This is a genomic window from Mycolicibacterium chlorophenolicum, from assembly GCF_001044235.1.
GTDB lineage: Bacteria > Actinomycetota > Actinomycetes > Mycobacteriales > Mycobacteriaceae > Mycobacterium > Mycobacterium chlorophenolicum.
The window spans coordinates 18,085-39,706 of sequence record NZ_JYNL01000017.1 but is presented as its reverse complement, the minus strand read 5'-3'; the positions used below and the strand labels follow the sequence as shown (position 1 = coordinate 39,706).

Below are 21,622 nucleotides of genomic sequence, written 5' to 3'. Positions count from 1 at the left end.
CCTTTCTGAACTGGCCTGATTGATGCGTAGAGAACACCAATCCTCCCAGCTCAAGGGGCACTTTCCTCATTCCGACACCCCACGACCAACCAATTTATCGGTGGATCGAGGTTTAGTTGACTCCTGACCTGTGAGGATTCGTCCTTGCTGGAAGGATCAATCTCGTGCCGACACCGTTTCCTGCCGAGTTTCGTGCCGACGTCATCGCCGTGGCCCGCAAGGGTGAGGCGCCGCTGCGCCAGATCGCGAAGGACTTCGGCATCTCGGAGGCCTGCCTGCATCGCTGGCTCAAGATCGCTGACCGGGAGGACGGCAGCAACCAGCCCGCGTCACCGGCCAATGCTGACGACATGGCTGCACAACTGCGCGAGGCACACAAGCGGATCAAACTCCTCGAGCAGGAAGCAGAGGTGATGCGCCGCGCGGTCGGATATCTGTCGCGGGACGCCAACCCAAAATGATGTACCCGCTGGTCCTCGACCTTGCCGCTGACGGCGTACCCGTTACGGTGACCTGCCGGGTCCTGGGATTCTCCACCAAGGCGTTCTATAAATGGCGCAAAGCGCCCGTGTCGCAGCGTGATTGGGACGATGCACACCTGATCAACGCTGCCCGCGACATCCACGCCGACGATCCGGCTTTCGGCTACCGGTTCATCGCCGACGAACTACCTGGGCGCGGGATCACCGCCGGCGAGAACCGCGTCGCACGCCTGTGCTCCCAGGAACGCATCTGGTCGACCTTCGCCAAGAAACGTGGACTGAACCGCCGATCCGGCCCACCCGTCCACGACGACCTCGTGCAACGCCAGTTCAGCGCCCAGGCCGCCAACCAGGTCTGGCTGGCCGACATCACCGAACATCGCACCGACGAAGGCAAGCTCTACCTGTGCGCCATCAAAGACGTCTACTCCAACCGCATCGTCGGCTACTCGATTGACTCTCGAATGAAGTCCACGTTGGCCGTGGCTGCCCTGGATAACGCCGTGGCGCTGGGGTCACCCGTCGCGACGATCGTCCACTCCGACGGGGGTAGCCAATTTCGGTCACGGAAGTTTGTTCATGCACTGTCGCACAACGGGTTACACGGATCGATGGGCCGCGTTGGTGCCTGCGGGGACAATGCCGCGATGGAGTCGTTCTTCGCCCTGCTGCAACGCAACGTGCTTGACCGAAAGCGATGGTCTACTCGCGCCGAACTACGCCTGGCGATCGTCACCTGGATCGAGCGGACCTACCACCGACGCTGCCGGCGCCAGCGCGCACTCGGCAGGCTCACCCCGATAGAGTTCGAACTGCTCCACACACCCGTCGCAACCGCGGCCTAAAATTCACACCCCGCGAGTCAACTGAACCCGGGGCAGTCCCAAGGCCTGACCTTCGGCGGCGGAGCCCTATCGGCTACAGACGATCAGGGAATGTCTACCGTCGCGTAGTCCACCGTGCATGTTCACAACGCTACACAGAAGGGGCCTAGCCGGTTGTGGCCATAACCGACAAAGCAGGCGCGTGTGGGGTGGGTCAGGATTCGATAATCGGGGCGGTCCAGCGCACGTGGGTGCCGCCCTCGGAGGGGGTGGTGATCTGGCAGGTGCCGCCGAGTCGTTCGGCGCGTCGCTCCATGTTGGACAGTCCGCTGCGGCGTTGGTTGTCGGTGGGGATGCCGCACCCGTTGTCGATGAGGTCGATGGCCAGTTCGTCGCCGGTGGTGATCTCGATCGTCAGGCGCGAGGCACCGGAGTGGCGCACGGTGTTGCTAATGGCTTCAGTAATGACGGCGTCGGCGTGGTCGGCCAGCTCCACACCCACGCCGGTGATCGACCCGCGCATCTGCAGCGTGGTGGCGATGGGGCGGTTCTCGGTCAGCTCGGCGATCAGCCGCTGGATCCGTTGCCGAAAATCGGCCACCTGCCCGCGGGGATGTTGCAGCCCGAAGTTACTGGTGCGGATCGCGTCGATGGTGGCTTGCAGGTCATCCACCGTGCGGGTGAGCCGCTCGACGAGCTCGGGCGAGCGGGCGCGGGCGATGCTGCCCTGCAGGTCCATCCCGGCGGCGAACAGCTTCTGGATGACGTGATCGTGCAGATCGTGGGCGATGCGCTCGCGGTCGACGGCCACGCTGAGCTCGCGTTCGCGGGCGTGGGCGGCGGCCAGCCGCAAGGCGATCGCGGCGTGACCGGCGAAGTCGCTGACCAGATCCAGATAACTGGGGCCGAACCGCGGCTGGTGGGGGTCGCGGGCCACGGCGATCACCCCGAGCACGGTGTCGCCGGCGCGCAACGGCATCAGCACCGCCGAGCGCTGCCCGACATCGGTGAACGCCGCAATCGGGTAGCGAAACGACTCGGTGATCACCGGTTTTCCCGTCCGGAACACCTCACCGCTGGTGGAGCCCTGCACCGGGACCTGTTGGCCGATCACCTCTCCGGCGTGCACACCGACCGCGGTCAATACGACCAGGGTGTCGATGTCGGTGGCCGGCAGGTCGGGGTCGGTGGGAACGAGCACGATCGCCTGCTCGGCGTCGGTGAGGTCGCGCGCACGCTCGGCGATCACCTGCAGCGATTCAGCCTGCGGCGCCTCACCCGACAGCACCGCGGTGCTGATCTCTCGGCTGGCGGTGACCCACTGCACCGCCCGGGTGACCCGGTCAAACAGGCGCGCGTTGTCGATGGCCACCCCTGCCGCCGCCGCCAGCGCCCGCGCGGCGATCTCATCAGATGCGCTAAACCCATGTCCGGGTTGGTCATCGGCCAGATATAGGCTGCCGTACACCGTCTTGCGGATAATGATCGGCACCCCCAAGAATCCCCGCATCGGTGGGTGATGCTCAGGGAACCCCACCGCCGCCGGGTGCTGGGTCAAGTCATCGAGGCGCACCGTGCTGGTGCGGTCCAGCAGCAGACCTAACACCCCCTTGCCGACGGGCAGATGCCCGATCCCGTGCACCGTGTCGGCGTCCATCCCCAAATGGTGAAACGAGGCCAGGGTGCCGTCGGCGGCGCGCACCCCCAACGCCCCGTAACGGGCCCCGGTCAAGCCCATCGCCGCATGAACGATGCGCTGCAGCGTGGCATCGAGATCCAGATCCGAACCGATCTCAACGATCAGCCCTAGCACCTGCTCCATTTGGTCACGAGCCGCCAACAGCTCATCGAGCTGCTCATGCATCCGCCCGGCCAGACCACGCCGACCCAGCTGGCCAAAAACCGCTCCGGACTCGTCGCTATCCACTAGCCCCGACACCTTCCGTGTTCCGCGTTCCGCGACCACGAAACCAGCAGTCTCCAATCCTAGAACCGAGCGATCTGTCTGTCTGAACATCAACCGCAGGTCCTTCGGTACACGGTCGCATGTGATGGCGACTACCTTCGGCTATTCTCGACATCCCGCACGGCGCCGCGCCAGGTACACGGGACGAGGAGCTGGGCCGCGAGCGACGGGCGGCGGCCAAGGCGTCGAGGAGGCCGAAGCGGCGGCGCGACAAGCGCTCCACGCCCGGCTGGATTAGTGGAGGGGCTTGGCCGAGGACCGGCACGACCTAGCCACGTAACCGATCCCCGGCCGCCGACACCGGCTGTCATCGCCTCCGTGGGAACATCGCGACCCGCAGCCGCGCAATCGTCTGCGCTCGTGTTCCTGCCTAATCCCCGCTCCCGACTTCGATCCAGGCCGCAACTCGAAGCCGACTACGGCGACCTATAGCGCCTGACTTCACGGGTTCGACTACGAACACGTCGGCTACGTTCACGCGCGCAGCGGACACCGCGAATAACTCGGCAGACAGTTCACACAACCGCTTCGACCGGGCGACCACCATCTCGCCCCACGTCGCCATGTTTATCCGATCGCCGTATCGGACCAAAGAGTAGGCGCCATGCCGACCGCGGTGGCCGCTGTGCAGCCGTTCAACGTCGGAGAAGAAGGTGGCTGCGTGTAGCAGCTTTGAAGCCACCCCACCCTCCAGTCGCCGGACTCATTCCCATGTTGACATAGTCTCCGCGACGAGTTGAAGTGCTCGCCTTGGCGTTGTCCCGGACTCCTGAAGCTGAACCAGCAACTTACTTGCCGAACACCTCGAGCGGAGTTATTTGGCGCTGCTTTCCAATGCTTTTCAGTTCCCGATATGGCTTGACTCGACCACCGCGCCAGGCGCCGTCAACGGTGCATTGGTAGTCAAGGGTGTGGTCGTAGTCGGGGGGACCAGGACGGCCGCGTCTCGGCGATGCCGTGTATGTGCCAGGAACGGTCGGGGCCGCGTACCGCGTCGTCGCTCTGCCGGATCGCTTCGGACGCCAACCCATCCAAGAATAGCGCGGCTCCGAATAGGCGGATGTAAGCGTCCATCAGGGACACCAGGTTCGACGGTGAAAGGATCATGGGATATGACGTTCAACGGAAAAGCTTGGGCAGGAGCAGTTTTGGCGGCAGCGGCTGCTTTCGGCCTCTCCCTGTCGACGGCGACGACGGCCGCTGCAGCTCCCGTCGGCCCAGGCTGCGCCGCCTACGCCCAGCAGGTACCCACCGGACCGGGCTCGGTCCAGGGCATGGCCGCCGACCCGGTCACCGTCGCCGCGTCGCACAATCTGGTCCTGACGACCCTCACCAAAGCCATTTCGGGCCAACTCAATCCAAAGGTCAACCTGGTCGGCACCCTCAACGGCGGCGAGTTCACCGTGTTCGCGCCTACTGACGAGGCGTTCGCCAAGGTCGACCCGGCGACCATCGACAAGTTGAAGACCGACGCGCCGCTGCTGACCACCGTGCTGACCTATCACGTCGTGCCCGGCCGCGTCGCTCCCGACCAGATCGTCGGCACCCACAAGACCGTGCAGGGCGCCGACGTCACCGTCACCGGTCACCCCGATGCGCTCAAGGTGAACAACGCGTCGGTGGTCTGCGGCGGCGTCCAGACAGCCAACGCGACGGTGTACCTGATCGACTCGGTGCTCATGCCCCCGATGTAGGAAACCTCTCGATCTAGTGCCCGGGAGTCCACCCGGCGCCCGGCATCTCGGGTGCACGCGCGACGCCTTCGGCGTAGAGCACCGTCGACGCTGGGAAAGAGCTGCACCACAAGCCTCAAGCCTTCCTTAAAACCTCAGTGCTGATCCGGGCGCAGGCCGTGCTCGAGGCAGCGCACCGTGTCGGTGGTGTTGGCCAGCCTCGCCCACACCCCGCCGTGGGGTATCTCGTTGTCCCACAGGTCCTTAGGGTCGCATTCCTTGCGGTCGTCCTCGTCGTCGTCACGCAGCAACCAGGCCACGCCTATCGCGCTTTCGGCACTACAAAAAAACACGCCGGTAAAAGCATGTGGGGCTAACAGAGTCCCAGACACGCCTTACGACTTTGAACGCTTGCGCAGGGCAGACCTACCCCGAAAGCTGTACACCGGAAGGCCTTCTCGAAAAGTGCCGTGGCAATCGACGAGCGTGGCCTAGGCACCCGGTCGCTGGCGTCTGGCAAAACAGTCCTCTACCGAGGGGGTCGTTCGATCCACCAGACGGTTCATGGGTGTCGTCTGTCTTGGAACGCTTCCGGCGCTGCTTCCGAAGTCGCTCAAGCCCCTTTTGCTCGGGTTGCATGCTGAAGAGGAGGACGGTGCGTCCCAGTCCCGAACACCGCTGCGGTCACGGTACAGTCGATTGAACGTCATGATCGATCTGCGACGACTGTGCAGCTAATGCGTCCGATAGCGAATAGCGCAAAGCGGACAACGCCCTAAGCGCTCCGTACAGTTGGGAATCAATGAGTTCCGCAAGCATCGTGACGCAGTCACCGTAGACGTCGTCGACTCGATCGCTCAGTTCGCCTAGACAGCCGATCTGCAACCGCTCAATCTGTTTCTCGGCATCAGCGATCAAATTTCTAATTGCAGCTTGATCATTGTGAAAGTTGTCGGACATAGGAATCTTCCTTTCTTATAACGGTATTCCGTCAAATTCTGCTGGTGCTAATCACCCTGTAGTGGTGGTGCCGTTCTTCTCCTGGTCGGCGAGCCACGCATCGACGGTGGCACGCTTCCACACACGGCGTCTCCCGATTTTGAAGCTGGCTGGGCCTGAGCCGAGGTGCGCCCAGTATCGCCAGGTGCTTTGAGGGATGCCCGTCCACACCTCCAGTTCATCGGCCGTGAGAAATTCGTTGCTCACTTTCCAATACCCTTCCTCTCTCGGGTCATCCAATCGAAAGTTCGTGCGCTGCCACGGAAGCCACACAAGCGGCAGAAGGCGATGCCCGGCCGCCCTCCTGCCTATTGCGTGGCTTCTGTGACGCGTGGGTGAACCCTGTAGCGCGGTGAAGCGGGCCGGCCTCCTGTCGGCTTCGGTGACGGCATCACGATCAGCCAGCCGAACTCAACCAGCCGCTCCAGGCCCGGCATGAGATCGGCCTTGGTGCGGAACCGCGCCCTGCTGGAGGCCACGTGAACGTCACGAATCGACACTTCGTCGCTGCCGAGGTGGCGAATGCGATCGAGTAGATACATGGCATCGACCCCAACGGGGTCGGTGCGCATTTCGATAAACGCGTTGATCGCGCATGCTCTGAAATACGCGCCGATGCGATATGCCTCCAGCACCGTCTGCGCCTCTACCGGTACATACGGCCCGGTGTCGGAACCGTGCTTGGCGAGGTGCAGAAGCCCTGCAATCCGCCCGATCGCGCCGACGTACTTTGCCCCCCAATCGGCCAGGGTGGCTAGTTCGCCGCCGTCGGCAAGCGTTGGCTCTACTGCGGCCTCGATGCACTCCATGGCGTTCCTCGCTGCCTCGGTCAGGGTGAGTACCGCGGGATCGCTGTGCCATTCGGCCATGCCCGCCGCCAACTCTTGCACCGCTGTCTCGTAGTCGTCTCGAATGGCCTCGTCGACAGGCTCGGGCGCAATTTTCCGCCGACCAACCTTCGAAACGGGAAAGGCGTAGAGGAAACGGGCCAGCAGTCCGCGGCCGCGGAATTCGGCGTTTCGGCCAGCCGCCGACAGCACGTGGGGCTGGATCATCAATCCCAGAGTGAGTGCAGGGCGCCGAACGAATTCCGGCGGCGTGGCCTTTCGGTCTATCCGCAACGGATCCCCGGCGTGGCCTTTAAGGAAGACATCCATGTTTGCCCGATGCTGGTAGCGCCCGGCGATGATGTCGAGGATTCCACCTTCCGACGACAGAATCGCCAAACGGCCGCCCTGCTCGGCGAGCAGGGAAGCTATTGCTTCCGGCGTGGCGTCGTCGGCGAAGATCCGCGGAACCGGCGGTACATCAATTGCTTCGGCCATCGCCGCGGCCTCGATGGCCTCGCGCATAGCGGCCTGCGAATCAACGGTGGTCGATTCGTCGTCTTCGACCTCCTTCTTAGGGTTGGCCGCGACATTGCGGAGCTTCTCCGCCCGCTTCACCGAAACCTCTTTCCGGGTCAGCGCCTCCAGTCGCTCCCGCAGACCCTGCTCGGCCAGCTGAGCCTCCACGTCGAGAATCGGCGAGGCCATTGCCTGCTGAACGGCGCTCTTTCGTTCACCGGGCGCGGCCACGGTGACAGTGAAGATGTGCAACGGTTCACGCCAGCCGGGGCGGAGCTCGATCTCGGCGTGACCTCCGATGCAGCCGGATAGGACGGAGAGCGCGGATACTCCCGGCATCGCCGGGTCGACCTGGCAAGCCTCGCTGATTGCGCGGACCATATTCGCGTAGGGCTCGGGTAGGGAGTCGGTTGGGAACGGCGGCAATGCGATGGTCGACGCCAAGGGGATTGGATCATCCAGTTGATCGTCATTGAGCTCATCGTCATCGGGCATCGGATCGACATCGTCAGCGTTGATCCTCATCTACACCGCCTTGCCCAGCCGATGTGCAGCAGCGGACAAATCACCGCCGTGACCGAGTACGGCGTACGCCCGGAATTTTGTGTATCCGTGGGCGTTCCCGCTCTCCGTGACGTCGAACGGCGTGTTCGGCGAAAAGCAGAACAACTTACCGAACTTGATGGTGGCTGAGTACGGGGCCGTTGCGGTGGGATGCCGCCAGCGGGCCCCATCGGCATCAGGATCGACATCTAGACATTCCCAGCCGTGCGGCTGCAGCACTTCCGCCCATGTCGTGTTCGCGCTGTAGCCGTCAGCTATGGAATCGCCAAAGTATTGCCGGCTTCCGGCCGGCCGCCCATGTACGCCAGGGCTGTCTTGACGCGCAACCTGCAGAAGGGCACTCAGCCAACGTGGCGGTGCAGCAACCGGTGCCTCGATCCTTCGGTACCTTCTTCCGGTGTCGGGATGTGCGGAGGGCGCCAACACGACGTAGCCACCGCTGGTCTTGACATCGATGCCGACGCCTAGACGGCGGCCGGTGAGCTGGCCGGGAGGACGCCGAAAGAAGTAGTGGGCGCCGCCGTCGCCGCGGCCCGACAGATCAGTAAGGGTGGTCGGCAACGGCTCGTACTTCTTCTCCAGCGCGGCGAGTGAATCGAGCCCGCCGTGGTACGGATCGATGTCGATCACGACCATGCCTTCGGGCACTCGGCCGCCGATGTTGGCGCGGCGGTACTGGCCGCCCCACCATTCCGCGATCTGAGCAATGTCGGTCGTGGCGTCGAGCAATCCGCGACCACCTCTGATCGCCGGGCGTTTGCCCCTTAGCGGGAAGACGGGCCAGCCGCAGATCCCGTACTCGATGGCGGATGTGCCGATGTCGGTGGTCGGTTCGATTACGTTGGCGTTGAGTGCCTTGATCGCCTCCGCTTCGGCGACCAGGACATCCCGCGAGGTGGTGTTATCGTTGGGGCGGTCGGTGTTTGGTGACATATTCATCGGCGTTTCGGTGGGGCTCGGCTCTAACGGCGGTGCCGAGCTCGACCCAATTTCTAGGTGGTGCTCCTTTCGGGACTCGCGGTGGCGGTAGAACCGGTCGACGGCGCATCATGCGATCGAGTTCATGAAAACCGCGCGGATACTTCTGGCTGTGGTCTGGGCACGACGGCAGCGCCCGAAACGGACAGCCGCGAACTTCGCATGGAGGCATACGGGGTTTCCCTCCTCAAAAAGTTGCCTAGGGTTATGGGCAGAGCCCGAATTCTGTTCCTCACATCCCCGACGCTGTCGGCAGTCGATGTGGTGTAGCGGGGGCGCGACTACCCGCCGTATCTGCGCTCGTGCTCTGTTATGCAGTTGTCAAACTCCAGGTCTGTAGCCCTGCCCTCACGAGTCAGTTCACCAATTCGGACATGTAATGTCTGTTTTAGCCATTGCAACTCTTGTTTGGAAGCGTCAGTCGAGTAAAGTCACTGAAGTGTCAAGAAGTAAGTGGACAGATAAGCGTTTTGGTGATCTGCTGCGGAAGGAGCGAACCGATCGGAAGTGGACGCAGCCTCAAATGGCCGAGATGCTGGACATGCATCCGACCGTGCTGGCGAAGATCGAGAAGGGAGCGCGGTCGGTCAGGATCGTCGAGGCGGCGGTAATCGCGGACCTTCTCGGCGTGTCCCTCGACTCACTTCTTGGCCGCAGATCAGGGGTGGCCAACGAAGTCGCCGACATCGTGGCCAACCTCAAGACCACAGCTGGCAAGGCGGTGATGGACATCGCCGGTCTTCACAACGCCATCCAGGGCTGGTTCACGGACCTCGGCGACCTGGACTTCGCCGAGCGTCCAGAACTGGAAAGGGCAGGCGGCTCGGCGTTGAAGGCCCTAGTTGACGCGCAAGATGCGTTGTATGGCATCGCCGCCGCACCAGCGCCGCAGAGGGTTGCCATGAAGCGGCTCAACGAAGCCGTTGAGCGTAGAGCAACCGAGATGTTGATCGGAATGCTCAAGGAGATAAAGGAAAGTGAAGCGCAATCGTAGGGCCGGGGTCGAGGATCGCTGGAACAAGACCGCTCACGATGAGCAAGGCAACTCGTGTACCGTACCCAGCGCTAACCATGGCAAGGGCAGCCGTTGGCGTGCGCGGTATGTCGACGACTACGGCAAAGAACACGCCAAAGCTTTCACTCGAAAGGCACAGGCGCAGGCCTGGCTGAACAAACAAGTTAGCGACCAAATAACGGGAGCATGGACTGATCCCTCGTTATCGGCGGTCACATTCGGGACAGTCGCCGAGCGGTGGATTTCTACGAAGGCCAACCGGTTGGCCAAGACGGTGGCTGGATACCGGTCGCTGCTCGACACCATAGTTTTGCCGCGGTGGGAGGAAGTGCCATTGCGTGAGGTCAGGTACGACGATCTCCAGGTGTGGATCGCGGGCCTGACCGTGGACGGCTCGGTGCGATTCGAGGGCAAGGGGCTGAGCGCGTCAAGGGTGCGCCAGACACATCAGCTCGTCGGCGCAGTACTCAATTTCGCGGTGCGGGCCAAGCATCTCCCCGCGAACCCGGCCGATGGCATCGACCTCCCCCGCCTACCCGAGACCGAGCAGCGCTACCTCACCCACGACCAGCTCCACCGGGTCGCCGTCGCGTCCGGCAACCTCCGCACCCTCGTGCTCGTGCTCTGCTACTGCGGGCTACGGTTTGGTGAGGCCGCCGCCTTGCGCGTCGAGGATGTGGACGTGAAGTCGCGGAGGATCCGAGTGCGCCGTTCGGTGACCTATGTCCGCAAGACCGGACTTGTGGAGGGTCCGACTAAGAATCACACCTCTCGCACCGTCCCGGTGCCGAAGTTCCTGTCACGTCTTCTGGCTACCGAGATCGAAGGCCGAGCACCGACCGCCCTGATGTTCCCGTCGGCACGCGGCGGCGGGTACCTGACTCTTGGCCAGGCACGCTATTCCTTCCAGAAGGCGTGCGGTGTAGTGGCCGGGTGCGACGGTGTGCGGCTGCACGACCTGCGCCACTCCTGCGCCTCGATGGCGATCAGCGCCGGCGCCAATGTGAAGGTGGTGCAGCAGCTTCTAGGCCACATCACCGATGCCGGCCGCGGCGCTTGGTGCGACGGGATTGGCCGTCACTCAGCGTGTGGAACGACTTCTATTTCCGCCGAACCGGATTCGCGCCCGCCTTTACCTCACTGTGGCGACGGGCGCGGCCCTGCTCGGACCACTCCTGGCCGCCGCGCTGATGCTTGCGCCATCGATATGCCTCTGACCCGAGGCGCAACCCGAACAGCTGCTGCGGCAACCCCAACGAGCCGACGAGCGGATCGGGTGGTCGCTGGAAGCCAGCCGCATGTAGACACCCTTCAAACGAAAGAGGTGGCTCCACTCGTCGTGCGCCTGGGTCAGTCGTCGTAGTTGGCGCGGCGGGTTCGCCCTCCTTCAGGTTGTTTGCCTTCATTAATGGCCAAGAACCGTTCGGCGCATCGGCCGGAGCAGAACCATATGTCTTGATCGTCGTGCCGCACATGGTGGCTGGTTGTGCGCGGATCAATTCGAACCCCACACACGGGGTCAACGGGATATCGGGGCGGTGGGAGCGACACGCGATACACCGCCATAGGAGATGCGATATTGCGGAGCGCGGTGGCGCCCAAAGAGCGGACCGCGAGACCCAACCCTTCGCATGCGGGCAGTATCGGATCGGTGACTATTGCCTGGCCTGCGCCGGCCAGCGCTGTCACGCGTGCGGCGGTGTTAACCGCATGCCCGAAGAAATCGTTGTCACGTTCGACGGCGCTCCCGTGATGGATTCCGACTCGGAGCACGAGGAAGCCGTCTTCGGCAGCGGCGCGATCGGCCAGCGCCACGATCGTCGCCATCATCTGTTCAGGACCAGGGGCGCGCAGCATCACCGCGTCCCCCATGCTTTTCACCAGGCTGACATGAACGGTGAGCGAGTCTCGCGCGAGGTCTACCAGCCGCCCGGCGAGAAGGGCGGCTTCCTCGTCGCCGCACATCTCAGTCAAGGCCGTAAAGCCGGACAGATCGACGAAAGCGAACGTTGCGTCCGCTGCAGCGGCCTCACCCATGGTTGGCCATTCTCACTCACGTCGCCCGTCGTTACAGTCGATCTGTGCGCTTCAGGCCTACCGCGGCGGCGGCCATCACCGTGCACCACCGTTGACGAGCGGCTTGGTGGCGACACCGAGCAGATAATCGCCCCGAATGCGGGTGACAGAGCCGAGGATGAGCAGGCCGTGCCGGCGGAGTTCGTCAACAAACTGTTCAGCGGTGAAGCGGTCGTCGGTGGGATGGTCGAACAGTCGCCGGTAGGTCGGGCGGTCGAGGGCGTGTTTGGTGACCTCTTCGAAGTAGAACCGTCCACCGGGGGCGAGCACCCGCGCGGCTTCTGCCACCGCGGTACGCCACTGCGGAATGTGGTGGATGATGCCGAAGTCGAACACCGCGTCGTAGCTGTCGTCGTCAGCGTCGAGCGCGGCCCGCAGGTCCGTGGCACTGCCACGGACCAAGGTGACCCGATTTCCGCAGGGTGCCAGCCGCTTACGGGCGCGATCGATCATCGTCGGATCCAGATCGAGGGCATCGATCCGGTCGGCGCCGAAGCGTTGTAGCACCAGCTGTGAGCCGTAGCCCGGTCCACAGCCAATCTCGAGGGCTGTACTGCCCGGCGGGATACGGCCCCCTAAGCGCAGCAGTACCGGCACTTCGTAGAAACGTTGCAGCCACCGCCGGGGCGGCGAATTGATCAGGGCAGTCTCGACCCGATTCATCAACACCTCAGAACCCTTTCCCTTCACGGCAGCCATCGCTCTATAAGGGTGCGACATCGCCAGCTAATAATCTACATACGACGCTATCATCGGTGTTTGACGATGAAAAGGGTGTGCGACGATCGGTCTTGTCCGGCACGCCGTCATCGGAGGTGATTCTGTCGTTCAGCTTGCGGATCGACCGAACCAGCGGTGTCGTCGGGTGACGGCGAATTCGGCTTTCTCGTCGGCCAGGTCGGTGGAGGGCCCGATGAAGGGGGCGGTGGGTTTGGACCCGGAGAGGAAGTCGGCGTCGACCTTACCGACCCGTCCATCGCCGAACTCGATGTAGCAGACCCCGCGCCCGGAATACTTGGCGGTAAATGGTGTCCCGTGCAGCTGTGCGGCGATGTGGGCGGCAACGGTGCCGGCAGCGTCTTCGGCGTAAACCCCGGCGCGGGGTACGGGTGCGTCGGCGCAGTCGCCGATGGCATACACACCAGCATGTTTGGTGGCGAGCGTGGCGGGGTCGACGGCGATCCATCCGTCGTTGCCTCCAGCAGTCAGCCCGGAGGCGTCGATCACGTCGGGGACGCGGTGTTTGGGGATGCCGATGAACAAGTCGTAGGGCTCGGTGTCGGTGTCGGTGTGGGCTAGGTGTTGGTTCGGGTCCAGTGAATGGATCTTGGTCTCAGGCCGGTAGATGATGCAACGTTCGGCCATGGCGGTGATCAGCGCTTCGGATGTTTCCGGGGAGACCGGGATCGGAGAGGGCATGGGGCTGATCACCTTGATGGTGACGGCGTCGCGGATGCCCCGCTCGACCAAGTGGGCATGTAGCAGCAGGACTGCCTCGTAGGGTGCTGGCGGGCACTTGAAGGGGACGCTGAGGACGCCCAGCACGATGGTGCCGCTGGTGAATTCAGCGAGGCGGTCGCGCAGTCGAGCGGCGCCATCCACCGTGTAGAAGTCGTAGCCGTCCTCGGTGAAGCCAGGGGTGGCTTCGGGCTCGTAGTCGGCGCCCAGGGCGATGACGAGGAAGTCGGGCTGATAGTCGGATTGGTCGGTGACGACGCGACGGGTGGCCGGGTCGATGGAGGTGATGCGTTCCTGGCGGAACTCCACGCCGGGCCTGGTCAGCTCGGCATACGGAATGCGGACATCCTCGGGGGTGCGATTCGTGAACAACACGTCGAGCTTGGAAAAGCCGAAGGTAAACCCGTCGTTGTGGTCGATCAGGATGACGTGCAGGTCGGCGAGGGTGTCGGAGAGTTGGGCGGCTAATTCCAGGCCGCCAAATCCGGCACCCAGGATCAGTACGGTCTTCTTCATTGGAGCGTCCCTCTTTCGTTGTAGTCGGACAATTGTTGATTCAGTCGGGGTCGGTACCGCACCCGAATGGGGTGGGCGCTGACGAGTGGTCAAATCTCGATGGGCCGGATTGACGTCACCCCCATTGCGTCATCCCGCCCACACCTTGGTCGACACAGCGTTTCGGGCCGAAGAATCCCAGGCTTCGCGCGCCGTGAACCGGCTTCCCGACCTGCAGACGACGTAACGCAGTGTCCGGGATGTCGACGAGACGCGCGGCCAGCACCTTTGATAGGCAGCGCGCCAAGGAAATGATGCACTGGTATTCCTAGGGCTTCGCGGGCATCCGCCACCCGACTGGCCGGCCGCGCCCCGCCTGGCAGCCAACTCGTCGACGGTGACTTCACAGGTTCATTCACCCTTCCTGTATACCCCCGCCGGTATACCCTGTCGATGGGTGGCGAAGTCACGGTCCGCCCTGATTTATTGAAATGCAAGGGCGGCCCGACCCTGCCTCTCCGACCACGGCGCGCCCCGTTTGCACCGAGCGCCACGACTGGCGTCGCAACGATCGGGTAGATACCCGGTGGGGTATACGATGGAACTACTGTTACGGAAGGGGTTTGGCGATGGTCGGCGATCAGGACAGCATCGTAGTGGTGCTCAATCGGTTGCGTCGTGCGCATGGTCAACTCGCGGGCGTGATCGCGATGATCGAGCAGGGCCGCGACTGCAAGGACGTGGTAACCCAGCTTGCCGCGGTGTCGCGCGCGCTGGACAAGGCCGGTTTCAAGATCGTGGCCACGGGTTTGCGAGAGTGCCTGGCCGGGCAGGTCGAAGGTGGGGCAGCGCCGATGACCGAGGCCGAGTTGGAGAAGCTGTTCTTGGCGTTGGCATGAAGGATGCGTGCAGTGCCTGGTATCGGCGTCGGAGACCGTGATGACTGACCTGCGGTGTGCTGCGTGAGAGCGTGCGTCCGGGCGTCGAAGCGGTGTCGCCGGTGACTGTGGTCATCACCTTGGTGCTGGGTGCGGTGATCGGGGTGCTGTTGGGGTTGCTCGGCGGCGGCGGGTCGATCCTGGCGGTCCCGGCGCTGGTCTATGCGCTCGGCCTCGGGGTCGAGCAGGCGATCCCCATGTCGCTCATCGTGGTGGCGGTGGCCTCGGCGGTGGGGGGGTTGCCCAGGTTGCGCGCTGGACAGGTGCAGTGGCGCCTGGCCGCTGTNATCCTGGCGGTCCCGGCGCTGGTCTATGCGCTCGGCCTCGGGGTCGAGCAGGCGATCCCCATGTCGCTCATCGTGGTGGCGGTGGCCTCGGCGGTGGGGGTGTTGCCCAGGTTGCGCGCTGGACAGGTGCAGTGGCGCCTGGCCGCTGTCTTCGCGGTGGCCGGCATACCGGCCGCCCTGCTCGGCAGCGCCATCGGCGAGCGCCTGCCTCAGCGGGTTCTGATGATCGGCTTCGCGATCCTCATGATCGGCGCCGGCCTGCGAATGTTGACCGATTCCACCGACGCCGGCACTGCCTGCACCGTCGGCGATGGCGGCATCAACTGGCGTCGCTGCGCACCGCGGTCCATTCCGGCGGGCTTCGCGGTCGGCCTGCTGACCGGGCTGTTCGGTGTGGGCGGTGGATTCGTCATCATTCCCGCCCTGGTGCTGTTGCTCGGTGTGCAGATGTCCGTCGCGATCGGCACCTCGCTGCTGATCATCGTCGCCAATTCCGCGGCCGGGGCGCTCTTTCACCTCGATGGGGCAAGCATCGACTGGTCCATTACAGCGGCGTTCGTTGCGACTGCGATCGGCGGCTCACTGGTCGCCGGGCACTATGGCGCCAGACTCGACACCGGCCGGTTGCAACACTGGTTCGCTTACCTGGTCTTCGCCGTGGCGGCATATGTCCTGCTGGACACGCTCGTCCTGACCTAACTGATCCCACCTTCATCAGCTGCCCCGTCCAAGAGGCTTCGATCCATACTGGCGGGGGTGAACATACTTTCAGCAATCCAGAAACCAGAAGGGAGTCTTTTCGTGGACGTCACGATTATCGACACCTCCAGTCTCGGCGACCGTAGTTACTTGGTCAGCAGCGGTTCGACGGGGGTCGTGATCGATCCGCAGCGTGACATCGACCGAGTGCTGGGCCTGGCCCAGCGGCGTGGGGTGCAAATCACCCACGTGCTGGAAACCCACATCCACAACGACTACGTCACCGGCGGATTGGAACTCGCCCGCACGGTGAGCGCCGAGTACGTGGTGCCCGCCGGCGACCAGGTGGACTACGAACGCCGCCCGGCGTGCGACGGGGATGTCATCGACGCCGGACCGATCCAGTTGGAGGTGATGCACACTCCCGGTCACACCCACCACCACGTCAGCTATGTGCTGCGCGACATCACCGGTGCGGTGACCGCAGTGTTCACCGGCGGATCCATGCTGCACGGCACCACCGGGCGCACCGATCTGTTGGGCGCCGAACACACGCACGAGTTGACCCGTGCCCAGTACCAGTCGGTGCACCGACTGGCAGCGGTGCTCCCCGATGCCACCTCGGTCTATCCCACCCACGGGTTCGGCAGTTTCTGCTCGGCGACCCCCGGCAGTGGTGATTCCTCGACCATCGCCGAGCAACGCCTGAGCAATCCGGCGCTCACCCAAGACGAGCAGGCCTATGTCGCGGAGCTGCTCGAGGGACTGTCGGCCTATCCCGCGTACTACGCCCACATGGGAGTGATTAACCAGGCTGGACCAGCTCCGGTGGACCTCTCGTTACCCGAACCGGTCGATCCCGAGGAGGTGCGGCGACGCATCGACGCTGGCCAGTGGGTAGTCGATCTGCGGAATCGCACCGCCTTCGCCGCAGGGCATCTCAGCGGCACGCTCGGGTTCGAACTGTCTGGCAGCTTCGTAACCTACCTGGGCTGGCTTCACCGGTGGGGCGAACCACTGACCCTGATCGGGGAAACACTCGATCAGATCGCTGAGGCCCGCCGCGAACTGGTCCGCATAGGCGTCGACCACCTCGACGGCGCCGCCACAGGAAACATCGACGATCTACGCGCCGGATCAACACTGCGCTGCTATCGGACCGCCGGTTTCGCCGACCTCGCCGAAACCCTAGGCAGTGGCGAGGATTTCGTCGTGCTCGACGTGCGACAACGCCAAGAGCACGACACCAGCCGCATCCCCGGCGCGATCAACATCCCGCTGCACCTACTCGCCGACCGCCTTCACGAACTGCCTGACATGCCGATCTGGGTGCACTGCGGCTCCGGGTACCGAGCGTCGATCGCCGCCTCCATCATCGACCGGGAAGGGGGCGTCGTGGTGCTCGTCGATGACGAGTACAGCACCGCGGACACCCTGGGCCTCACCTCCACACGACAACCCACCGACTCAACGTGACCATGGGAGGCCAGCAGCCCCGATAAGTGCCACCTGGCTGAATTGCATCAGGCGCAAGGCCAACAGATCGCCCTCAGCGTTCCATTGATGGCGGCGGCTTCACACCTTCCGCTCAGCCCCCTGGGACCGCAGCCGGCGTAAGCGGACACTCCAGGCGCGAAGTATCGCCGGGGACCATGTATCATCGTCAAATGGCGATGAATGTGTCGGATGATTGCGCGGCTGTCGGCTCAGCAGGTGGAACCTCTTCGAATCTGAATGCTGCGGTAGCGCTGTTTCATAGTCTCTCCGATTCCGCCCGGCTGGCGATCGTGCGCCGCCTGGCCGACGGTGAGGCGCGCGTGGCTGACTTGATCGGCGAGCTGGGGTTGGCGCAGTCCACTGTCTCAGCCCATGTCGCCTGTCTGCGGGACTGCGGTCTCGTGATCGGACGCCCCGAAGGCCGGCAGATGTTCTACTCGCTGACCCGACCGGAACTCATGGATCTGCTGGCCTCAGCGGAGACGCTGCTGGCCGCGACCGGCAACACGGTGGCGTTGTGCCCTAACTACGGAACCAACGCCCACACAACGACGACGATCGATACCGAGGAGCCCCGCCGATGAGTGACGCCTGCGGATGCGGCAACGACGAGCCCCGCGACACCGACGAACGGGACGGTGAGCCCGAACGGCTCTGGCAGATCAAGGAATTGCAGTTCGCCGCCATCTCCGGAGTCTTCCTGCTGGCTTCCCTGATCGCCGGAGGAGTCGATGCCGCCGAGTCGGTCGTGCTCACTCTGGAAGCGATCGGGCTGCTGGCCGGTGCCTACACCTTCGTGCCGTCTACCCTCAGACGGCTGGCCAAAGGCAAGATCGGCGTCGGCACGCTGATGACGATCGCCGCCGTCGGCGCGGTGATCCTCGGGGAAGTCGGCGAGGCCGCGATGCTGGCCTTCTTGTTCTCGATCAGCGAAGGGCTGGAAGAATATTCGTTGACCCGCACCCGCCGCGGGCTGCGCGCCCTGTTGTCACTGGTGCCCGACGAGGCGACCGTTCTACGCGATGGCGGCGAAAAGACCGTTGCGCCTGCGGAATTGCGGATCGGTGACCGTATGGTGGTCAAGCCCGGTGAGCGTCTCGCCACCGACGGCATCATCCGTCATGGCCGCACCGCGCTCGATGTTTCGGCCATTACCGGTGAGTCGGTTCCCGTGGAGGCCGGTCCCGGAGACGAGGTGTTCGCCGGGTCGATCAATGGCACCGGTGTGCTTGAGGTCGAGGTCACCACCACGGCCGAGGACAACTCGCTGGCCCGCATCGTGCGCATCGTGGAGGCCGAGCAATCCCGCAAGGGTTCCTCGCAGCGCCTGGCCGATCGCATCGCCAAACCACTGGTGCCCGGAATCATGATCGCCGCGGCGTCGATCGCGGTAATCGGCAGCGTGTTCGGCGACCCGGCCACGTGGATCGAACGCGCCTTGGTGGTGCTGGTCGCCGCGTCACCGTGCGCACTGGCGATTTCTGTGCCAGTCACGGTCGTCGCCGCCATTGGCGCCGCCAGCAAGCTGGGATCACTGGTCAAGGGCGGCGCCGCACTTGAAGGGCTCGGCAGAATCCGCGGGGTTGCCTTGGACAAGACCGGCACACTGACCGCCAATCGGCCCGCCGTCATCGAAGTCGTCACAATCAACGGATCGACCTCGGAACAGGTGCTGGACCTGGCCGCAGCGTTGGAGTCGCGCAGCGAGCATCCCCTCGCCGCTGCGATCCTGGCCGCCGTTAAAGAGGTCACCCCAGCCACTGACGTCGAAGCCGTCACCGGAGCCGGACTCACCGGACATCGCGATGGGCACGCCATCCGGCTGGGCCGCCCCGGCTGGCTCGACCCAGGCCCACTGGCCGGTGACGTCACCCGGATGCAGCAGGCCGGTGCCACCGCCGTCCTCGTCGAAGTTGCCGGTCAGGTGGTGGGCGCCGTTGCCGTGCGCGACGAGCTGCGCCCCGAAGCCGCCGAAGTCATCGCCCAACTGCGCCGCGACGGCTACCACGTGGCCATGCTCACCGGCGACAACCACACCACCGCAGCGAGTTTGGCCCGCGATGTCGGTATCGAGGACGTGCACGCCGAGCTGCGCCCCGAGGACAAGGCCCGACTGATCGAACAGCTTCGCAGCCAGCGTCCCACAGCGATGGTCGGCGACGGGGTCAACGACGCTCCCGCGCTGGCCACCGCCGACATCGGCATCGCCATGGGAGCGATGGGCACCGACGTTGCCATCGAAACAGCCGACGTGGCGTTGATGGGCGAAGACCTGCGCCACCTTCCTCAAGCGTTCCGGCACGCCCGCCGTGCGCGGCGAATCATGTTGCAGAACCTCGGTCTATCCCTCGGGCTGATCATCGTGCTGATGCCGCTGGCGCTGTTCGGCATCCTCGGACTGGCCGCCGTCGTGCTCGTCCACGAACTCGCCGAGATCATCGTCATTGCCAACGGGGTGCGCGCTGGGCGTACCAAACCGCTGGCCGATGCGGCACTGCACGAGGTGGCGCGACCGATACGCGCGGCCGTCGTGGGTGCGCCGTCGTGACCACCGACCACACCGACACCGACACCCGAGTGAGACGGGGGCGGATCGCCCTTGCCGCCACGGTGGTCACCGTGGCGGCACTTGACCTGGGCTTGAAGGCGTGGGCCGGTCGCGCACTGACCGGCGGCAACTCAACAGATCTCGGGCTGCTAGATCTGCGGCTGGCGTTCAACCCCGGTGTGGCATTCAGTCTCGGGGACACCCTGCCGCCAGCGGCCCTGCTCGGCGTCACCGGCCTGATCGTGGCCGGTTTGGCAGTGTTCGCGGTACGCCTCACGCGCACCGCGGCGCTGCCCGTCGTGCTGGCACTTGCGGCGATGCTGGGTGGGGCGGTGGCCAACGTGATCGACCGCGCCGCTGATGGGCAGGTCACCGACTACCTACACACTGGCTGGTTTCCCACCTTCAACCTCGCTGACGTCTTCGTCGTCACCGGGGCAGCCGCCCTCGTTGTGGCTAGTTGGCGGGCAAGCGATACCGCAGACTCGGAGGTAAACGGATGATCTTGTCCTCAGTGCTGCCCGCAATCGGCCTGTTCATCGTCACCAACATCGACGACATCATCGTGCTCTCACTGTTTTTCGCCCGCGGCGCAGGACAACGCGGAACCACGGCCCGGATCACCGCAGGCCAATACCTGGGATTCGCCGGGATTCTGGGTGCGGCTGTGCTCGTGACGCTGGGTGCCGGAGCGTTCCTTCCCCCAGAAGTGATCCCGTACTTCGGACTCATCCCCCTCGCCCTGGGACTGTGGGCGGCGTGGCAAACCTGGCGCGGCAACGATGATGATGATGACGACGACGGCAAAGTCGCTGGCAAGAACGTCGGCGTGTTAACCGTCGCAGCAGTCACCTTCGCCAACGGCGGCGACAACATCGGCGTCTACGTTCCGGTGTTCTTGAGCGTGGGACCGGCGGCCGTGGTGGCTTACTGTGCCGTGTTCCTCGTGCTCGTCTCGGTGCTGGTCGTCGCCGCCAGATTCGTCGCCACCCGCCGGCCGATCGCAGAAGTCCTCGAACGCTGGGAACACGTCCTCTTCCCGATCGTCCTGATAGGCCTGGGCATCGTGATCCTCGTCAGCGGTCTCGCCTTCGAGAACTAGGCAGCCACGAACACCAGCGGTGCACTCCGGCGCCAACATGAACCATCGAGAGGACTCCTCGTGACTAGCCTTAGGCAAATCGTCGCCGTCGTGGCAGCCCTTATCGTCGCAGCCACGGTTGCCGGCTGCACCACCGGCGAGGGCGCCGTCGCCCAAGGCGGCACCTTTGACTTCGTATCGCCCGGCGGACAGACCGCGATCTTCTATGACCCTCCCTCCACACGAGGCACGATCGGGGATCTAACCGGACCCGATCTGTTTACCGACGCACCGATCCGGTTGTCGGATTTCACCGGGAAAGTGGTCCTCATCAATGTGTGGGGCTCCTGGTGTGCGCCATGCCGCACCGAAACTCCAGAACTGGAAACGGTTTACGCCGAATACCGTGACCGCGGCGTGCAGTTCCTGGGTATCGACGTCCGCGACAACCGCGACACCGCACGCGATTTCGTCACCGACCGCGACGTTCAATATCCCTCCATCTTCGACCCATCGCTGCGCAGCCTCATCACGCTGGGACGCACCTATCCAACCAGCGTCGTACCCACCACCATGGTCCTCGACCGCCAGCACAGAGTTGCAGCGGTGTATCTCATGGCACTACTGGCCGAAGACCTACGGCCGCTACTGGACCGGCTGACCACCGAGCCCTGACATATTGCATAGTGGCGAACC

At 64.2% G+C, this 21,622-nt stretch carries 21 protein-coding genes and 1 pseudogene; 13 read left to right on the top strand and 9 right to left on the bottom strand.

Features of this window, described 5'->3' with window-relative positions; all coding sequences use genetic code 11:
* Positions 1-164 precede the first annotated feature (164 nt).
* Positions 165-1,327, top strand: a protein-coding gene (locus MCHLDSM_RS07705) for an IS3 family transposase (protein ID WP_109788767.1) whose coding sequence is annotated in 2 segments (ribosomal slippage) — positions 165-456 and positions 456-1,327 — 1,164 coding nt in all. Because the reading frame shifts where the segments join, the coding sequence is not laid out codon by codon here.
* 193 nt (positions 1,328-1,520) lie between these two features.
* Here MCHLDSM_RS07705 and MCHLDSM_RS07700 read toward each other — a convergent pair.
* Positions 1,521-3,170 (bottom strand): sensor histidine kinase, encoded by a 1,650-nt coding sequence (locus MCHLDSM_RS07700; protein ID WP_174545988.1) that lies wholly within the window; start codon positions 3,168-3,170, stop codon positions 1,521-1,523.
* A gap of 1,214 nt (positions 3,171-4,384) precedes the next feature.
* Here MCHLDSM_RS07700 and MCHLDSM_RS07695 point away from each other — a divergent pair.
* Positions 4,385-4,966: a fasciclin domain-containing protein gene (locus MCHLDSM_RS07695; RefSeq protein WP_048469552.1), complete on the top strand. Its 582-nt coding sequence runs from the start codon at positions 4,385-4,387 to the stop codon at positions 4,964-4,966.
* 134 nt (positions 4,967-5,100) lie between these two features.
* On the opposite strand, the gene MCHLDSM_RS38070 is transcribed toward MCHLDSM_RS07695, so the two are convergent.
* The 5 genes from MCHLDSM_RS38070 to MCHLDSM_RS07680 all read right to left on the bottom strand — a co-directional run bounded on the left by MCHLDSM_RS38070 (position 5,101) and on the right by MCHLDSM_RS07680 (position 8,793).
* Positions 5,101-5,265, bottom strand: coding sequence for a hypothetical protein (locus MCHLDSM_RS38070; protein WP_156455063.1), 165 nt, complete (start codon positions 5,263-5,265; stop codon positions 5,101-5,103).
* A gap of 364 nt (positions 5,266-5,629) precedes the next feature.
* Complete coding sequence (locus MCHLDSM_RS07690; RefSeq protein ID WP_048469551.1) at positions 5,630-5,905, bottom strand: hypothetical protein; 276 nt, start codon at positions 5,903-5,905, stop codon at positions 5,630-5,632.
* A 51-nt stretch (positions 5,906-5,956) separates the two neighbouring features.
* Positions 5,957-6,151: a helix-turn-helix transcriptional regulator gene (locus tag MCHLDSM_RS35885; protein WP_082168785.1), complete on the bottom strand. Its 195-nt coding sequence runs from the start codon at positions 6,149-6,151 to the stop codon at positions 5,957-5,959.
* Between the two features lie 101 nt (positions 6,152-6,252).
* Positions 6,253-7,815, bottom strand: a complete 1,563-nt coding sequence (locus MCHLDSM_RS07685; RefSeq protein WP_053082932.1) for a YfjI family protein — start codon at positions 7,813-7,815, stop codon at positions 6,253-6,255.
* Positions 7,816-8,793: a bifunctional DNA primase/polymerase gene (locus MCHLDSM_RS07680; protein ID WP_234713919.1), complete on the bottom strand. Its 978-nt coding sequence runs from the start codon at positions 8,791-8,793 to the stop codon at positions 7,816-7,818. It abuts the gene before it with no gap.
* A gap of 418 nt (positions 8,794-9,211) precedes the next feature.
* Here MCHLDSM_RS07680 and MCHLDSM_RS07675 point away from each other — a divergent pair, with 418 nt between their 5' ends.
* Positions 9,212-9,826, top strand: coding sequence for a helix-turn-helix domain-containing protein (locus tag MCHLDSM_RS07675; protein ID WP_082168784.1), 615 nt, complete (start codon positions 9,212-9,214; stop codon positions 9,824-9,826).
* On the top strand, positions 9,810-11,210 hold the full coding sequence (locus tag MCHLDSM_RS07670; RefSeq protein ID WP_082168783.1) for a tyrosine-type recombinase/integrase: 1,401 nt from the start codon (positions 9,810-9,812) through the stop codon (positions 11,208-11,210). The genes MCHLDSM_RS07675 and MCHLDSM_RS07670 overlap by 17 nt, the downstream gene beginning before the upstream one ends.
* On the opposite strand, the gene MCHLDSM_RS07665 is transcribed toward MCHLDSM_RS07670, so the two are convergent.
* From MCHLDSM_RS07665 to MCHLDSM_RS07655, 3 genes are all read right to left on the bottom strand, one after another.
* Positions 11,198-11,884, bottom strand: a complete 687-nt coding sequence (locus MCHLDSM_RS07665) for an adenylate/guanylate cyclase domain-containing protein (protein ID WP_006247293.1) — start codon at positions 11,882-11,884, stop codon at positions 11,198-11,200. The two genes, MCHLDSM_RS07670 and MCHLDSM_RS07665, sit on opposite strands and share 13 nt — an antisense overlap.
* Before the next feature lie 75 nt (positions 11,885-11,959).
* Entirely contained in the window at positions 11,960-12,586 is a 627-nt protein-coding gene (locus MCHLDSM_RS07660; protein WP_013470258.1) for a class I SAM-dependent methyltransferase, read from the bottom strand.
* Positions 12,587-12,751: 165 nt separating this feature from the next.
* Positions 12,752-13,897 (bottom strand): NAD(P)/FAD-dependent oxidoreductase, encoded by a 1,146-nt coding sequence (locus MCHLDSM_RS07655; protein WP_006247291.1) that lies wholly within the window; start codon positions 13,895-13,897, stop codon positions 12,752-12,754.
* Positions 13,898-14,505: 608 nt separating this feature from the next.
* On the opposite strand from MCHLDSM_RS07655, the gene MCHLDSM_RS07650 reads away from it, so the two are divergent.
* The 9 genes and pseudogenes from MCHLDSM_RS07650 to MCHLDSM_RS07615 all read left to right on the top strand — a co-directional run bounded on the left by MCHLDSM_RS07650 (position 14,506) and on the right by MCHLDSM_RS07615 (position 21,601).
* The gene (locus tag MCHLDSM_RS07650; protein ID WP_006247290.1) at positions 14,506-14,775 is read left to right on the top strand and encodes a metal-sensitive transcriptional regulator; all 270 of its coding nucleotides are present in this window, start codon (positions 14,506-14,508) and stop codon (positions 14,773-14,775) included.
* A gap of 56 nt (positions 14,776-14,831) precedes the next feature.
* Positions 14,832-15,100, top strand: a pseudogene (locus MCHLDSM_RS39140) (TSUP family transporter); the annotation flags it as partial.
* A 1-nt stretch (position 15,101) separates the two neighbouring features.
* The coding region (locus tag MCHLDSM_RS07645; RefSeq protein ID WP_234713918.1) for a sulfite exporter TauE/SafE family protein at positions 15,102-15,800 on the top strand (699 nt) is incomplete at its 5' end.
* A gap of 102 nt (positions 15,801-15,902) precedes the next feature.
* The gene (locus tag MCHLDSM_RS07640) at positions 15,903-17,276 is read left to right on the top strand and encodes an MBL fold metallo-hydrolase (protein WP_006247288.1); all 1,374 of its coding nucleotides are present in this window, start codon (positions 15,903-15,905) and stop codon (positions 17,274-17,276) included.
* 191 nt (positions 17,277-17,467) lie between these two features.
* Positions 17,468-17,881 carry an ArsR/SmtB family transcription factor gene (locus MCHLDSM_RS07635; protein ID WP_027332154.1) on the top strand — a complete coding sequence of 138 codons (414 nt, stop codon included), beginning with the start codon at positions 17,468-17,470 and terminating at the stop codon, positions 17,879-17,881.
* Entirely contained in the window at positions 17,878-19,845 is a 1,968-nt protein-coding gene (locus tag MCHLDSM_RS07630; protein ID WP_006247286.1) for a heavy metal translocating P-type ATPase, read from the top strand. Before MCHLDSM_RS07635 ends, MCHLDSM_RS07630 begins: the two co-directional genes overlap by 4 nt.
* Positions 19,842-20,348, top strand: a complete 507-nt coding sequence (lspA, locus tag MCHLDSM_RS07625; protein ID WP_006247285.1) for a signal peptidase II — start codon at positions 19,842-19,844, stop codon at positions 20,346-20,348. The genes MCHLDSM_RS07630 and lspA overlap by 4 nt, the downstream gene beginning before the upstream one ends.
* A complete protein-coding gene (locus MCHLDSM_RS07620) occupies positions 20,345-20,947 on the top strand; it encodes a cadmium resistance transporter (RefSeq protein WP_006247284.1) in 603 nt (200 codons plus the stop codon). Before lspA ends, MCHLDSM_RS07620 begins: the two co-directional genes overlap by 4 nt.
* Before the next feature lie 60 nt (positions 20,948-21,007).
* The gene (locus tag MCHLDSM_RS07615; RefSeq protein ID WP_006247283.1) at positions 21,008-21,601 is read left to right on the top strand and encodes a TlpA family protein disulfide reductase; all 594 of its coding nucleotides are present in this window, start codon (positions 21,008-21,010) and stop codon (positions 21,599-21,601) included.
* Positions 21,602-21,622 lie beyond the last annotated feature (21 nt).

Bases quoted from the DNA above. Each gene is read 5' to 3' on its own strand.
- MCHLDSM_RS07700 (WP_174545988.1), bottom strand. From the start codon at position 3,170: ATGCATGAGCAGCTCGATGAGCTGTTGGCGGCTCGTGACCAAATGGAG.
- MCHLDSM_RS07695 (WP_048469552.1), top strand. From the start codon at position 4,385: ATGACGTTCAACGGAAAAGCTTGGGCAGGAGCAGTTTTGGCGGCAGCG.
- MCHLDSM_RS07690 (WP_048469551.1), bottom strand. From the start codon at position 5,905: ATGTCCGACAACTTTCACAATGATCAAGCTGCAATTAGAAATTTGATC.
- MCHLDSM_RS07685 (WP_053082932.1), bottom strand. From the start codon at position 7,815: ATGAGGATCAACGCTGACGATGTCGATCCGATGCCCGATGACGATGAG.
- MCHLDSM_RS07680 (WP_234713919.1), bottom strand. From the start codon at position 8,793: ATGAATATGTCACCAAACACCGACCGCCCCAACGATAACACCACCTCG.
- MCHLDSM_RS07675 (WP_082168784.1), top strand. From the start codon at position 9,212: ATGTCTGTTTTAGCCATTGCAACTCTTGTTTGGAAGCGTCAGTCGAGT.
- MCHLDSM_RS07665 (WP_006247293.1), bottom strand. From the start codon at position 11,884: ATGGGTGAGGCCGCTGCAGCGGACGCAACGTTCGCTTTCGTCGATCTG.
- MCHLDSM_RS07660 (WP_013470258.1), bottom strand. From the start codon at position 12,586: ATGAATCGGGTCGAGACTGCCCTGATCAATTCGCCGCCCCGGCGGTGG.
- MCHLDSM_RS07655 (WP_006247291.1), bottom strand. From the start codon at position 13,897: ATGAAGAAGACCGTACTGATCCTGGGTGCCGGATTTGGCGGCCTGGAA.
- MCHLDSM_RS07650 (WP_006247290.1), top strand. From the start codon at position 14,506: ATGGTCGGCGATCAGGACAGCATCGTAGTGGTGCTCAATCGGTTGCGT.
- MCHLDSM_RS07635 (WP_027332154.1), top strand. From the start codon at position 17,468: ATGGCGATGAATGTGTCGGATGATTGCGCGGCTGTCGGCTCAGCAGGT.
- MCHLDSM_RS07630 (WP_006247286.1), top strand. From the start codon at position 17,878: ATGAGTGACGCCTGCGGATGCGGCAACGACGAGCCCCGCGACACCGAC.
- MCHLDSM_RS07620 (WP_006247284.1), top strand. From the start codon at position 20,345: ATGATCTTGTCCTCAGTGCTGCCCGCAATCGGCCTGTTCATCGTCACC.